We start from the raw sequence: 13,735 nt of genomic DNA, 5'->3' as shown, positions 1-13,735 counted from the left end.
AGTATGCTTACTCCTTTTCCTTCACAAAGATAAGGGACTTACTAAAATACAAAAATGGTTAAAAGGCATATCAGATTATTAATACATTTAAATTTTAGGAATATAAAAGGAGAGGTATTAAGTTGCCTCTCCTGTTTCATTATTTTATTAATGATATTGAAACCATGCAAACCATTTATTATTTTTATCTTTTACAATATAAAGCTCCCCTAATGATGCACTTTGAGCAGGAAGTAGTCTTGGAAACCTTAACCTAACAAACCATGAATGATCTGCTACTTCTTTCCCACAAAAGTGTATTGCCATTTTGTAATAATTCTCCTCAAAACCTGTAAGACTTGGCATAGGTTCAATAATTTCAATTTCCCATTCTTTATGTTCAAAACCTTTACCATATACTTTAGGAATAATTTCATTCAAGGCTTTTACTAGTTCATCTTTATCTTTATCAGTAGTCATCACAAGATTTTCAGGTTTAGGGCATTCTGAACCCAGTATGTCCCCTAAGGATACTGTTGGAAACATAAAAATAAATAAAATAAAGAGCAAGAGTATTTTTCTCATATTTTCACCTCTAAATTATTCTGTCTTTAACTTAGAAAAATATGAGAAGTTTTACATCTGCCCTACAAATAAACAACTGTCTATCTAAACTTGTGTATGATGATCCTTTTTCTAAATTTTATATATTGACTTAAAATGCAAAAGCCTATAACAACACCAAATAGATTTAGAATAATATCATCAATATCAAAGACACCTAACAAAGTAAAATATTGAACAATCTCTATTGTCAGGATACCAATAAAAGATGCTAGGATTAACTGTTTAATACCCTCTATCTTAGTAAAGATAAGTGGAAGTAGAATTCCTAAAGGCATAAACAATAAAACATTGCCAAAAGTATTATAAAACCAAGTATTAAAATTATAATGATGAAAATTGGTTAAATAAGTCCCTATGGTTTCAAAAGGGATTAAATTGTGTGATACATCATCATATTTTCCTAAAAGCCTTTCTGGAAAAGAAACACCAACACCAATAAAACTAAATTTCAAGACTAAGGCAATGTAAAAACAAAAAAGAATAATAATGTATTTATTGCTAACAAGCTTCAAGACACACACCTCCCTAAAGAGAGGTATATGTCCAAGACCTAGTATTTATTCAATTGCTGAGTTAAGTATTGATTTTTTATCCTTGTTCAATAAATTGTCCAACATATCAGGTTCAGTGTTAAGCATATCCATAAACAAATTATATGCCTTTGGATTAAATGATCCTTTTAATATGCTCTTTATTTGGACAGAAGGGATAGTATAGCCTATTGGAGTTTTTCTAATTTCAGAAACTGTGAGACCTTTGACATAATGGAGAAACAAAATAGCTCCTAGTATTTCTCCTGTGTAACCCTTGCTTTCTGAATTAATTCTCAGGAGGTTATAAGACTTCTTACTAAATACAGGAGCTTGATTCTCTGAGACTCTCCAAGTATTAAACAGATAATGAATACTCATTTGACTTTCTCCTCCTTTAGAGTAACCCCTCATTTTTCAAATCTCTTAAAAGAGGCATTATGTCTTGCCTTAAATGCTCTAGCTTGTGAATTTCTAATCCCATCTGACTTAGATGAACTCTCTTTCCTGATGGAGCATTAAAGAACCTATCTGCTGTAGAAACTAATTTCCTATCAGTCATGATACTTTTTACCATTGCAAAAGAACCATTGATACTCATCATAATTTCTTTTAACTCAGCTATATCTGCCTCTATTGATTTAGGGCTTGTCTCAGCTATGAAAACATATTTTAAGTTATTAAATATCTGCCTAGCCTGAACATACTTATCAAAGAAAGTTTCTACTACATTACTCAGTTCCTGATTAGACTTGTTAGCCATTGCTACAACAGATGCCTCCTCTAATGTAATCTCTTGAGTTAGCTCTGTAATTGTGATGATTGCTTTTTTGACAGTTACTTTATCAGTGGCAGTTGCTTTTGCCTCCTCAGCCTCAGTCAATCTATCTTTTAATGATTTTATATATTCATTGTCCTTTTTCTCCTGCTCCTCTATCTCCTCTAAATATGTCTCTATTGCCTGTCTTGAAGTTTTTAGCTCATCAAGTTTAGCAGCCATATTATTTTTTACAATTTGTTTATTAATCTCTGTTCTCATTTTAAATTCCCCCAAATAATTTATTAGTCAATTTCAATTGCATCTAATTCCTGATACTCCCTAGAAAGCTCATCTTCTCCTGAGTACACCTCATAATCCAGATAGCAGTTGATTGGATGATAAAGATAAAATTCCTGACCATCTTTTTTCCTTAGCTTTATAGCCTCCAAGAGCTTTTTATTTAGATAAACATTGCTTAACAAAAACTTATGAACTACAACACCTACTTGCTGTCTTGAAAGTCCTACTAGATTTCCAATGCTCTCCTGTGAAATCCAAGCATAACCATCCTTATCAGTATGAGATGCAATAACAAGTAATACTTTTAATGCTGATGGATGAAGTTTGGACAGTCCCCCTTGAGCAATAAAATCTTTGTCTAATGATAGATAAACTTTTTTATCAATTTCATCAGTAGTAAAATTGTAAGATTCTTTTACTGACAGATGAACAAAAGGCTCTTGTTCTATATCAGTATTAGAAAGCCTTTCACTCAGCAGAGTCTTTCCTTGTTGTATGGTATCTCTAGGAATATGTTTTGAGTTTTTTTCATTCACTACATTCATTTACTTACCTCCTAGTAATATTGTTGTTACTCATATTGATACAATGTTGTATTAAATAGTTGTACTATCCATCCTTTACAACCTTTAAAATCTTTCTCTACTTTCATGTCTTTCAGTTCTTTAGTGTTAAGTAGACATTCCCCCTTAAAATGTTAGACAGTTAGAATTGATTGACTGCCCATAACTATAATTAGATGAGAAATGGAAACTGTGAAATGATATTCCCTTCCCTCCAACCTTTATTTAGATGATTAAATTTTGCTGTGACAGGCTTTACAATTTCTTACTAAACAACCTGCTCACAAAACTATCATTAGAAATTCAATGCAGAACTGTGACAGATTGTTATGAATATATATGGAATCCCTTTTTCATTTATGGAGTAAGTAAACAAGAGGAATGTTAGGGGAATGCCTTACCTAGAGAGAAAATTGAAATTATTGACTAAGGCAATTTACAGGAATGGATAAGCTGATCTTGGATTTTCTATAAAGTAGGAATGTTGTTATATCAATGTTTCTAACCATGCAACATCCAAGAAATGCAGAGTATCTCAAATCATAAAAATATTTAAAGTTTGTATTTTCCACAGATCACAGGGAGAAGACCACTTAAAAAAAGAAAAAAAAGAGCATCACATTGATTGCCCTTAAATAATCCCCTTCTCTTTTGCTATATTGTACAGGGATGCTCTACTAATTTTAGTTATCTCACATATTTCGTTTACAGTCTTACCATTTGTTGCTCTGTTTGCAAACAACTCTAAAGCATGGACTAGAGCAGGATTTTTATCTGTGTATTTCTTAGGCTTACCCTTGTACTTACCTTGAGTCTTAGCTATTGCAATACCTTCTCTTTGTCTCTCAAGTATCATTTCTCTCTCCCACTCAGCTACAGAGAGCAGTATATTCCTCAGGAGCTTTGAGGTAGCTGTACCATCAAACAATCCCATATTAAGTACATGGAGCTTTATTCCCTTCTCTGCTAATTCATCTATAAGCTGTATGCCTTCCTTAACATTCCTAGCTATCCTATCTAACTTTGTTATCACAAGGGTATCTCCAACATCTAGAATACTCAGGAGAGACTGGAAGCCATCCCTTTTAGTATTTCTACCTGTTGCTTTATCTTTGAAAATCTCAGATACTCCAGCCTCTTTTAAAGCCTGTATCTGTACCTCAAGACTTTGCTCTGCTGTTGAAACTCTTGCATATCCATACTGTTTAGCCATATATGTATCCTCCTGATGTATGTAGATAATTAAATAGACATTTAAAATAGACACTAGAAACTCAGTATAATCCAGTGTAGTTATTTTGTCTAATTAAGGTAGAGTCTATTTAGAGACTGAAAGCCCAAAGGGGGGTACAGGGGGGATTAGGGGGTATGGAGCAGGGGGAGAAGTGCTTGAAAAATATCCACAATAAAAAATACCTTGTATGGAAATAAGCACCAAATAACAAGTTATTCCACTGCGTTTTGTAACCTTAATGTAACATTTGTAATGTATTAATGCAGTTTCTATTTTATAACCACTTCCTCAAACACATTTAAAGTGGTTTATTTTTGATTTTTAATAAAAGAGGTAGGTTACCATTCAGTAATATATTGTATGAGAATTCAGTGGCTCACAAATCTCTTAAAGGGCATATACTAAATGACTTTAAGTATAATTTTTGGTATGAAATAATATTTTCTTAATCTTCTCTTAACATTAACATTTGTAAAATTTGGTATAGTTAGATAGCAAGCTAACATGTTAGAAAGAGGGGATAATCTTTGAAAGAAGTAATTGGTGAACACAAAGATATATTAGTGATGTTAGATCATTTGCTAAAAGAGCAGTCAAAGTTCAACTGGGATAACTTTTATTCTGAAAGAGATAGGGGGATACCTTTTTTTGTAAACTATCCTGATGAAAATTTAGTTAGTTATTTTGAAAATAAACTTTTTATGCCAGGAAGAGTACTTGAATTAGGTTGTGGACCTGGTAGGAATGCCATTTATTTTGCAGAAAGGGGTTGCAGTGTTGATGCAGTAGATCTTTCTCAAGAGTCAATTCAATGGGCAAAAGAAAGAGCCACTGAAAAAAATACAAATGTTAATTTTATAAATAAAAACATATTTGAATTAGAAATAACAGAAGGTCAATATGATATTGTTTATGATTCAGGGTGCTTTCATCATATTGCTCCACACAGAAGAATGAGTTACATAAATTTAGTTAAGAAGGCATTAAAGCCAAATGGTTTCTTTGCTCTCACTTGCTTTATTCCAGGTGGAGAACTTGGTGGAGCAGAAATATCAGATTGGGATGTTTACAGGATGATGAGTTTAAAAGGTGGTCTAGGCTATTCAGAGGAAAAGTTAAGAGAAATCTTCAAGGATTTTAAAGAAATTGAAATAAGAAAAATGCTTGAGATAGAGCAACCAAATAATTTATTTGGAGTTAAAGGGTTAACTACAGCTTTATTTCAAAAATAATATCTATATGTATTTGCACAAACTGACAGGGCTAAATGCTCTGTTTTTTTTATTGAATTTTTTTAAAAAGAAAACTCCTGCCTCAGATGTAGCAGGAGTAATTCTCTTATAGGTATTCCCTTAAATTATCTACAACTTCCTCAACATCTAAATCAAGATACTGAGTAGTAACTGCTAAGTTAGAATGTCCAAGAGCCTTTGATATTAGTGCAAGATTAGCTCCTTTATCTAATAAGCTCTTTGCATATCCCCTTCTAAGAGCATGAGGATTAATGTTATTTAAGCCATATCTTTTAGAATATTTGTGGAGCTGCTTAGAAATGGCATTATTAGTTGACTTTGTATCTAATGATGTACCTTTGTAGCTTATAAACAGATAAGAATTCTTCTGACCATAATACTGCCTTATCTTGTCATTCTGCATGATTAAAATCTTTAGCAAGTGTATTAACTCATCATCAAGAGGTAACTTTAACAGCTTGTGGTTTTTTAGTATTGTGCCATCCATACATAATAGCTTATTCTCAAAATCAATATGTTTCTCTTGGAGCTGACCTAATGTATTTATCCTAACTCCTGTCCTATACAGAGTGAGAACTGCCACAGCATCCCTCAAACCTATAAAGGTATTCAAGTCTAACAAAGAGAGTAAAACCATTACATCATCTTTCTTAACACCTTTCTTGACCTGTTTATCAACTTTAATGTTAATGCCATTCCAAAACTTTGATTGTACCCATCCATTATTAAAACACTTGCCTAGAATAGCCTTGAGGCATTTTAGCCTAGTCAGTTTAGTCTGATTGGATACATCCATTGAATTGAGCCATGAGTATATAGTATCTGTTGTTATTTGCTCAAGATATTTTACATTTGTGGCTTTCCTAAACTGTACCATGTAGTTTAAATAGTCAGTAATAGTTCTTTCTCTGTATCCACTAACTTTCATTTGCTGAATGATAATTTCAATAACACTGTCTAAATCTCTGCCTTCTTCCTTTACAGCTACTGTTACAGCTACTGTTGTATGAGCTGAGGATGTCCCTGAGTACTTAGACTGTCCAGAGAGCTTAGTCTCTACTCCTGATCCAATGCCCTGCTTAAACAGGTTAATATCTGCTCCTACATCAAAAATACCTTTTTTCTTTGTCATGCTATCTCCTCCAGTAAAATTAACTTGGAGGCAATAGAAAATTGTAGGGATAAAAAAAGAGATGCTCCCACAGTGTTATAATCTGTGTTAGCATCCCTTATCTGTCAAAACCCCTGTCATATCAAGGGTTAAACTGTTATGTAATGGCGTCCCAGGAGAGATTCGAACTCCCGACCGACGGCTTAGAAGGCCGTTGCTCTATCCAGCTGAGCTACTGGGACATGGTTTATTTGATTATTTTCGAAACAGTTACCTAAAGTATTGTATCATAACCTTTTAAAAAATCATAGTCTTTCTTTATAATACCTATAATTTAAGTGTTACTAAGTTGAAAATAATCTATTAAAATATACTTAAAATAATTTAAGTTTATAAAAATACGTCCCAGGAGAGATTCGAACTCCCGACCGACGGCTTAGAAGGCCGTTGCTCTATCCAGCTGAGCTACTGGGACATGTTATGTATTTGCTTTAGTCCTAATGAGGACAATAATTATTATATGACTATAGAAAAACAAAGTCAATAGTTAATTAAAGTTTTTTTCCTAATGAGGAATTTTTTTCTCCTCATTAGGAAAAATCATACTAAAGAGAAAAATCATTCTTTAATTCTGGAAGTAAACCTTTATGAAAATCATAGACCTCAGTCTCTAACCGATCACGCTCAATCGTTAAAATCACATATGTTTGTTCCATTCTTCCCCTAGGCAGACGCAAACTACCAGGATTGATGAATAAAACATCATCAACTACTTCCATCCCTAAATAATGAGAATGACCAAAGCAGGCGATGTCTGCCTGTACTTCCTTTGCTTTATACAATAGGCTATTAAGAGAAGACTTTACACCATATAGATGCCCATGAGTTAAAAAAATCTTCTTTCCTGCGATTTCTTGAATTGTTTCGGTTGGATATTTGTCCTCATAATCACAGTTACCTTGAACGGTAATATATCCCTCCATCACATCTTCACTTGCAGCTAACTCTGAATCTCCACAATGTAGAAATAAGTCTACTTCTTTTCCATGTCTTTTCTTTAAAACACCTAATTCGGATACCATACCATGACTGTCACTAACAATCAAAACTTTCATCCTAGTTCCCTTCCTTAAAAACAGCAGGTAACTGTTCTTTGAGTTTTTTCAATGCATTTGCACGGTGACTAATAGTATTTTTTACTTCTGGAGGCAATTCAGCCATCGCCTTTTGCTCTTCTACTACATAAAAGATCGGATCATAGCCAAATCCATATTCTCCTCTTCTTCCCTCCAAGATAACCCCTTCACAGGTGCCAGTAAATGTTAGAGAGGCTTCATTTGGAATAGCAACCGCTAATGTACAGCAGAAGCGAGCTGTTCTCTCTTCTGTTGGAATTCCCTCTAATTCACGTAAAACCTTATCCATATTGTCTTGATCGTTTTTTTGTTCTCCAGCATATCGAGCAGAGTATACTCCTGGTCTACCATTTAAAGCATCTACCACAAGACCAGAATCATCAGAAATAACGACACGATTTAGTAGTTTAGAAATCGTTTCTGCTTTGAGAAGAGCGTTTTCTTCAAATGTACTTCCTGTTTCCTCTACATCCGGCACATCTGGAAAGTCTAAAAGTGTTTTTACTTCATAGCCAAGTGGCGAAAACATTTGAACAAATTCCTTCGCCTTACCTGTATTCTTTGTTGCAATTATTATCTCTTTCATCATAATTCTCCTTAATTAACCAAAAATGTCATTTCCTTTACTTTAACATAAAACAAACTATATTCTTAAGTTTACTACGCTAAAAAAAATGTGTCTATATACACAGTATATACCCTTTCTTCCTTAATTCAAAAGGCGGTTTTGTGAAGTTTTTTCCAATCATTAAACATAAATGGTAGTGGCGAGGTAATAAATTTATTATTTTTTCTGCACTAAATAAAAAGAAGCCTAGGAGTATCCCAAGCTTCTTTTGCATCTTAAACTGACCTTAATAACTACCTGTATTCACATTTTCTGGACGAGTTACTGGTTTAGTTAAGCTTTCACCCTCTGCATTTACTAAATCAGCCTCTCCATTGACTGTAACAGCAACACTTTCAATGCCTTCTTGTTCTGTTAAAGAAAGTACTAAGGAATTTAATATCTCATTAGCGACTACCTTTTCTTCTCCATCTAGTCCGCTTGAATAAATATTTTCATTGAAATTCAACGTAACCTTACCATCCTCAACTACCGGATCGTCTAATAGCTTAACATCCTCAGGTAATAAGCTCGTTAAGGATGGTGATGCACTCATACCTGGTCCTTCTATTAGCTCCCCTACTGCTGCTGCTACATTATTTTCTTCCCCATTGCTGACACGCTTTGTTACTGGAACATAATAGGACGACTCTAAATCTCCGCCAATATAATAAACAGTCAACGGCTTTGTATTTGTTATATCTGTCACGTCATCTGTATTAATATTTATGCCATCTGCTCTTGTCAAAGCACCTTGAATCGGTGTTTTATTTACTGGCATTTCTGTCAATGCATGACCGTTTAGAGATATCTTTACAGAATCAATGGAATCAAACTGTGTCAATGTCCATGTGATAGATTGTAAGATTTTCTCTTCATCCTTTGCCTCATACTCTTTAAACTCATTTGAAAAATCAACAGTAGCCACTTTATCATCATCGACATTTATACTGATTTTTGTATCTTGGGGAATAACTGCCTGAAAATCATTTGGCAGCATTTCCGTTACCTTTCCACCCGTAACTAAATATTCAAGGCTTTCTTGTGCAATCGAGTTTGTTTTTGGCAAGTTTAATGTTTGAGGGACAACATAACCGTATTTATCCATTAAATATAATTCAATAGGCATTGTATCCTCTGCTGCAACTTCACCTGTTGTTTCTTGGTCAGCATTTTCCTTAACTGCATCATCCTCATAAGTTGTAGATTGAGGTGGGTCTACGTTTTCTTTATCTCCCAATAAGCTACAACCAGAGATCAACACAGATGATATGATAACCGCTGAAACTATGGTCAATTTGTTATTCTTAGACATCTTCATCACTCCTAAGACAGTTTGTACTAATATATATACGAGCCTATATTATTTTTAGACCGCCTTTAGGAGATTTTTTTTTAAAAAAGACCATCTTCCGGTTTTCATCCACTTTAAATATCTAAACAATGACAGTGGATGTACCTATAAGACAGTCTTAATTGATTATGTCAGCTTAATTGTTTCAACAGAATCTATTTTTTGATTAAGCCAGTTTGAAGCTATCCTCGCAAAAATATCCTTCGACCCAGTAGTATAAAAATGATGTTCTACTTCACTTTCTCCTGAAGCAAGTTGGTCATTATGATTTAAAATGGTACTAACTTCTCGTGCCGTTTCTGCTCCAGAACTAATCACCTTTACCTTATTCCCCATCTCTTCTCGAATTACTTTTGCCAACAAAGGATAATGGGTGCAGCCAAGTATTAATGTATCAATCTCTTTGTTCTTTAACGGCCACAGCGTTTCTTTCACGATTTTCCTTGCTACCGGACCATCATATTCTCCGCTCTCTACCAAAGGAACAAATTTTGGGCATGCTAAACTAACTGTTCTTACTCGATTATTAATCTTCTTTAGTGCTTTTTCATACGCTCGACTTCGAACAGTACCAATTGTTCCAATCATACCGATATAATTATTATTTGTTACCTTTAATGCTGTTCGTGCCCCGGGAACGATTACTCCAATTACTGGAATAGATAGTTGTCCTCGAATCTCTTCCAATGCTACAGCAGTAGCAGTATTACAGGCAATGACAAGCATTTTTATATTTTTCTCCAACAAGAACCTAGTCATTTCCCAAGTGAATTTTTTCACTTCTTCTCCCGTTCTTGGTCCATATGGACATCTTGCCGTATCTCCTAAGTATACGATGTTCTCAAAAGGAAGCTGGCGTATAATCTCCTTTGCTACCGTTAATCCACCAACTCCAGAATCTATAACCCCTATAGCTCTTTCCAAAAAACCGCCTCATTTTTCTCGCATTACTTGATGTAAACGCATGAAATTTTTCTTTAATTCTTCGATATCATCAGTCGTATAGTCATTCAGTACCTCTTGAAGATAGCCTTGACGCTTTTTGATTACTTCGTCAATTAGCCTCTTCCCTTCTTCCAGCATATGAATACGAACGACACGTCGATCATTCGGATCCTTCACTCTTTGTACTAATTTATTCTTTTCCATACGATCAACTAAATCAGTTGTTGTGCTAAAGGCTAGGAACATTTTATTCGACAATTCTCCTATCGTCATATCCCCCTCTTCAAATAGCCATTGCAGGGCGACAAATTGAGGAGGAGTCATTGTATAATTACTTAATATTTCTCTCCCCTTTTGTTTGATGATACCAGATATGTATCGCATATCCTTTTCGATTGTAGCTATATTCTCTAAGTATTCCTTTGCGTTTTTCTCTTCAGTCATCATGATTCCAACTCCTACTTATAAATATACAAATATAATTAATTTCCGACAAATTTCATATCTTCTTTATTTACAATTATAATCTACAATTATTAAATCGTAAATGTGTTACCCTTTCCCATTCCTGACAGGAAAAAACTAACAGAATAAAAAGAATGATTTCCCTCACAATATTAAAGATATAATTGGAGGTGTTAGGATGTTTTTTCATGTGAAAGAATTGCAATACATAGCTAAACCAGATAACCCAGATCCTATTTATGCAAAAAAGCTTCAGGAAGTGTTAGGTGGCCAATTTGGAGAAATTTCGGTTATGATGCAATATTTATTTCAGGGTTGGAATTGCAGAGCTGAAAAAAAATATCGAGATATGCTTTTAGATATAGGTACTGAAGAAATAGCTCATGTTGAAATGTTAGCTACCATGATTGCACAATTACTTGACAAGGCTCCTGTAGAGGAACAAGAGCAGGCGGCCAAAGATCCAATAATTGCTAGCGTTATGGGCGGAATGAATCCACAGCATGCAATAGTTAATGGTTTAGGAGCTAGCCCAAACGATAGCGCAGGCTATCCATGGAATGCTCGCTATACCATTGCAAGTGGAAATCTTCTTGCAGACTTCAGAGCAAATCTAAATGCCGAATCACAAGGAAGACTCCAAGTCGTTCGTCTATATGAAATGACAGATGATAAAGGTGTAAGAGATATGCTTTCCTTCTTAATTGCACGTGACACCATGCATCAAAACCAATGGTTAGCCGCAATCGCAGAATTAGAAGAGAAAGAAGGCAAAGTAGTACCAAGTACCTTTAATCGCCAGTACGAAAAATCTGATGTTGCTTATAAATTCATAAGCTGTTCTGAAGGTACTGAAAGTCAAGCCGGTAGATGGGCAAAAGGTCCATCTATGGATGGCATGGGACAATTTGAATATGTAGAACATCCTGTTGGAACAGGGCAAGCTCCCGAGTTAGAACAAGCTCCAGGGTATATTCATGGAACACCCAAAAATATGCAAACAATTTTCTTAAAAGATAATGGAGTTTCAAATTAGAAACTCGTTTAAGCATTAATTATAAAAGGAAACAATAAAAAGCCACGGGATGACTAATTCCTCGTGGTTTTTATTGGTAAAATGACAGCCAAATAAAAGACAAAGGTAAATAAAAACAGTCCTCATTAAGAATAGGTCTAATGATCTATTTGTGTTTATTTTCTGACTTCTATGATCATTCTTCTCATTCTATAGTTTTTTCTCACTTAGCTTTCCTATTTTAAAGTCAACAATTAAACAAACTAAAAAGAAGATGACCCATATAAGCGGCAAAGGAGTGGAATTTCCTCCCCGCTTATACGAGATCATCTTCTTTATTATAGCTCTAATTCTCCCATTCTTAGAAGCTCTACAACAGCCTGTGAACGCCCCTTCACGCCCAGCTTCTGCATAACATTGGGAATATATACCTATTGCATACTAAAAACACATAAGTACATCCATCTTTATGATGGTGTGTAAACGTGATCTATTAAGGCTTTGAAACAATTAGTATTTCACAGTTCATTTATTCCTCATCTGAAGAATTAGAATATAAATCCTTTTCAACTTGAACCCACTTGATAAGACCCTGTCATTTAGGATATTCCTTTTCGTAATCTATATTAGAATTTATTTATTCCGTTCCCTTTGTAGTTATCCCTGCTGGTTTAATAGAAAAATAATCTCCTACTCTTAAAACACGTTCTAAATACCCTTCATTTTCTAAAAAGCTGATAAAGTTTTCAAACTCTCTTTGTTTAAATCCGTTTTTTTCACTAAATCACCAGAATAATAGAAAAATAAGGAAATATGAATATTTTATTTGTCTAAACAAAAGTATAGAATAATCACTAATATATACTATTGTAAAATTTTACGAATTTTTTGTAAAAAAAGGAATTTAGATACTTGATGTTTAACTGTAAATATATGGTGTCTAGCTATATATTGAGGGGGAAATTTTTTGAATAAGTTAAATAGTTATCTTTTCTTAACACTTTTAACATTATGTTTAGGCTTTTCTTTTGAAAATAAAGTATTGTATCTGCTGAAGATGATACTTTCGAGGAGATCGTTGACCCAGATTATGTTCTAACTGAAATAATTATTGAAGATAGTCAACAATCTAATATATTGATTCCTTCAATTGGTACAGGAACTGGAGGCATAACACCAAATGCATATATGTTTACAGAATGGAGAATTTATTCAAAATCTCAATTAAGTGATGTATATGGAAGTTGGATAGCAGGTCCATCTGGGTGGGGACCATCAAGACTTTCATGGTCAGATAGAATAGGAGTTTCTAACTCTTATACAGGTACATTAAAAGTTAGCAAGTCTGCAGTCGATGCTTCAGTAGGTTTTTCCATTAGTACATCATATACTAAAACCGCTACTTACTCAGTTGAACCACCATGCAACCAAGAATGGACGATTATGTATCGAAAACGTTATGATAAATGGAAGGTAACTCAGCGTACTTATAGACATGAAGGTTCTACACATTATTGGACTAGTGATTATGCATATGTTTATCCTAAAAAGTTTGATAACTTTAGTTATGATTACAACGTTACCGACACTCGATGAAATTTTATAATTAACTTTAGAATTTAAATAATATAAATAAATATAAAACAGCTATCCCCTGAAAAAAATTAGGAGGTAAATATGAATAAAAAAATCCTATATTTAATTATTTCATTATTAATTTTATGCACTTTTTCTTTAGTTTTTTTAAAAAATAGCAATTCCAAAGCCCCCTCTGTTAGGATAGATGTCGTACGATACTTTAGTGTTATACTTTAAGTAAATAACACGGAGGTCGATCGATATGAAAGAAAAAAATG

Annotated in this window: 15 protein-coding genes, 2 tRNA genes and 1 pseudogene; 3 read left to right on the top strand and 15 right to left on the bottom strand. The window is 33.9% G+C overall.

The window, feature by feature from the left end:
- Positions 1-147 precede the first annotated feature (147 nt).
- The 6 genes from ACTNDN_RS00090 to ACTNDN_RS00065 form a co-directional block, all read right to left on the bottom strand.
- Complete coding sequence (locus ACTNDN_RS00090) at positions 148-564, bottom strand: hypothetical protein (RefSeq protein ID WP_031534730.1); 417 nt, start codon at positions 562-564, stop codon at positions 148-150.
- A gap of 80 nt (positions 565-644) precedes the next feature.
- Positions 645-1,118: a VanZ family protein gene (locus tag ACTNDN_RS00085; RefSeq protein ID WP_048717716.1), complete on the bottom strand. Its 474-nt coding sequence runs from the start codon at positions 1,116-1,118 to the stop codon at positions 645-647.
- A gap of 45 nt (positions 1,119-1,163) precedes the next feature.
- Positions 1,164-1,517, bottom strand: coding sequence for a hypothetical protein (locus ACTNDN_RS00080; RefSeq protein ID WP_031534734.1), 354 nt, complete (start codon positions 1,515-1,517; stop codon positions 1,164-1,166).
- Between the two features lie 16 nt (positions 1,518-1,533).
- On the bottom strand, positions 1,534-2,175 hold the full coding sequence (locus ACTNDN_RS00075; protein WP_031534736.1) for a hypothetical protein: 642 nt from the start codon (positions 2,173-2,175) through the stop codon (positions 1,534-1,536).
- A gap of 23 nt (positions 2,176-2,198) precedes the next feature.
- Entirely contained in the window at positions 2,199-2,741 is a 543-nt protein-coding gene (locus tag ACTNDN_RS00070) for a helix-turn-helix domain-containing protein (protein ID WP_031534737.1), read from the bottom strand.
- Positions 2,742-3,390: 649 nt separating this feature from the next.
- Positions 3,391-3,972, bottom strand: coding sequence for a recombinase family protein (locus tag ACTNDN_RS00065; protein WP_441130368.1), 582 nt, complete (start codon positions 3,970-3,972; stop codon positions 3,391-3,393).
- 548 nt (positions 3,973-4,520) lie between these two features.
- Between ACTNDN_RS00065 and ACTNDN_RS00060 the strand changes: the two genes are divergently transcribed.
- Positions 4,521-5,225, top strand: a complete 705-nt coding sequence (locus ACTNDN_RS00060) for a class I SAM-dependent methyltransferase (RefSeq protein ID WP_031534740.1) — start codon at positions 4,521-4,523, stop codon at positions 5,223-5,225.
- A 106-nt stretch (positions 5,226-5,331) separates the two neighbouring features.
- On the opposite strand, the gene ACTNDN_RS00055 is transcribed toward ACTNDN_RS00060, so the two are convergent.
- From ACTNDN_RS00055 to ACTNDN_RS00020, 8 genes are all read right to left on the bottom strand, one after another.
- Complete coding sequence (locus ACTNDN_RS00055) at positions 5,332-6,378, bottom strand: tyrosine-type recombinase/integrase (RefSeq protein WP_441130366.1); 1,047 nt, start codon at positions 6,376-6,378, stop codon at positions 5,332-5,334.
- 144 nt (positions 6,379-6,522) lie between these two features.
- A tRNA-Arg gene (locus ACTNDN_RS00050) sits at positions 6,523-6,599 on the bottom strand.
- A 159-nt stretch (positions 6,600-6,758) separates the two neighbouring features.
- Positions 6,759-6,832 (bottom strand) — tRNA-Arg (locus ACTNDN_RS00045).
- Positions 6,833-6,962: 130 nt separating this feature from the next.
- On the bottom strand, positions 6,963-7,472 hold the full coding sequence (locus ACTNDN_RS00040; protein WP_441130364.1) for a metallophosphoesterase family protein: 510 nt from the start codon (positions 7,470-7,472) through the stop codon (positions 6,963-6,965).
- A gap of 1 nt (position 7,473) precedes the next feature.
- Positions 7,474-8,079 carry an XTP/dITP diphosphatase gene (locus ACTNDN_RS00035; protein ID WP_441130362.1) on the bottom strand — a complete coding sequence of 202 codons (606 nt, stop codon included), beginning with the start codon at positions 8,077-8,079 and terminating at the stop codon, positions 7,474-7,476.
- Positions 8,080-8,347: 268 nt separating this feature from the next.
- Entirely contained in the window at positions 8,348-9,415 is a 1,068-nt protein-coding gene (locus tag ACTNDN_RS00030; RefSeq protein ID WP_441130360.1) for a GerMN domain-containing protein, read from the bottom strand.
- Between the two features lie 165 nt (positions 9,416-9,580).
- On the bottom strand, positions 9,581-10,378 hold the full coding sequence (gene racE, locus ACTNDN_RS00025) for a glutamate racemase (protein ID WP_251627410.1): 798 nt from the start codon (positions 10,376-10,378) through the stop codon (positions 9,581-9,583).
- Positions 10,379-10,387: 9 nt separating this feature from the next.
- Positions 10,388-10,846: a MarR family winged helix-turn-helix transcriptional regulator gene (locus ACTNDN_RS00020; RefSeq protein ID WP_251627408.1), complete on the bottom strand. Its 459-nt coding sequence runs from the start codon at positions 10,844-10,846 to the stop codon at positions 10,388-10,390.
- A gap of 196 nt (positions 10,847-11,042) precedes the next feature.
- On the opposite strand from ACTNDN_RS00020, the gene ACTNDN_RS00015 reads away from it, so the two are divergent.
- Complete coding sequence (locus ACTNDN_RS00015; protein ID WP_031534757.1) at positions 11,043-11,900, top strand: manganese catalase family protein; 858 nt, start codon at positions 11,043-11,045, stop codon at positions 11,898-11,900.
- A 317-nt stretch (positions 11,901-12,217) separates the two neighbouring features.
- On the opposite strand, the pseudogene ACTNDN_RS00010 reads toward ACTNDN_RS00015, so the two are convergent.
- Positions 12,218-12,307: pseudogene (locus ACTNDN_RS00010) on the bottom strand (DNA-binding response regulator); the annotation flags it as partial.
- 709 nt (positions 12,308-13,016) lie between these two features.
- Here ACTNDN_RS00010 and ACTNDN_RS00005 point away from each other — a divergent pair.
- On the top strand, positions 13,017-13,475 hold the full coding sequence (locus ACTNDN_RS00005; RefSeq protein ID WP_152910813.1) for a hypothetical protein: 459 nt from the start codon (positions 13,017-13,019) through the stop codon (positions 13,473-13,475).
- The last annotated feature ends 260 nt before the right edge of the window (positions 13,476-13,735 follow it).

The sequence above is a fragment of the Niallia sp. HCP3S3_B10 genome, assembly GCF_052064465.1.
GTDB classification, from domain to species: Bacteria; Bacillota; Bacilli; order Bacillales; family Cytobacillaceae; genus Niallia; species Niallia hominis.
Note: the sequence above shows the minus strand (reverse complement) of the source record. Positions and strands in the feature narration are given on the sequence as shown.

Coding starts and splice junctions, on each gene's coding strand:
- ACTNDN_RS00090 (WP_031534730.1), bottom strand. CDS start 564: ATGAGAAAAATACTCTTGCTCTTTATTTTATTTATTTTTATGTTTCCA.
- ACTNDN_RS00080 (WP_031534734.1), bottom strand. CDS start 1,517: ATGAGTATTCATTATCTGTTTAATACTTGGAGAGTCTCAGAGAATCAA.
- ACTNDN_RS00075 (WP_031534736.1), bottom strand. CDS start 2,175: ATGAGAACAGAGATTAATAAACAAATTGTAAAAAATAATATGGCTGCT.
- ACTNDN_RS00070 (WP_031534737.1), bottom strand. CDS start 2,741: ATGAATGTAGTGAATGAAAAAAACTCAAAACATATTCCTAGAGATACC.
- ACTNDN_RS00065 (WP_441130368.1), bottom strand. CDS start 3,972: ATGGCTAAACAGTATGGATATGCAAGAGTTTCAACAGCAGAGCAAAGT.
- ACTNDN_RS00055 (WP_441130366.1), bottom strand. CDS start 6,378: ATGACAAAGAAAAAAGGTATTTTTGATGTAGGAGCAGATATTAACCTG.
- ACTNDN_RS00040 (WP_441130364.1), bottom strand. CDS start 7,472: ATGAAAGTTTTGATTGTTAGTGACAGTCATGGTATGGTATCCGAATTA.
- ACTNDN_RS00035 (WP_441130362.1), bottom strand. CDS start 8,079: ATGAAAGAGATAATAATTGCAACAAAGAATACAGGTAAGGCGAAGGAA.
- ACTNDN_RS00030 (WP_441130360.1), bottom strand. CDS start 9,415: ATGTCTAAGAATAACAAATTGACCATAGTTTCAGCGGTTATCATATCA.
- ACTNDN_RS00020 (WP_251627408.1), bottom strand. CDS start 10,846: ATGATGACTGAAGAGAAAAACGCAAAGGAATACTTAGAGAATATAGCT.
- ACTNDN_RS00015 (WP_031534757.1), top strand. CDS start 11,043: ATGTTTTTTCATGTGAAAGAATTGCAATACATAGCTAAACCAGATAAC.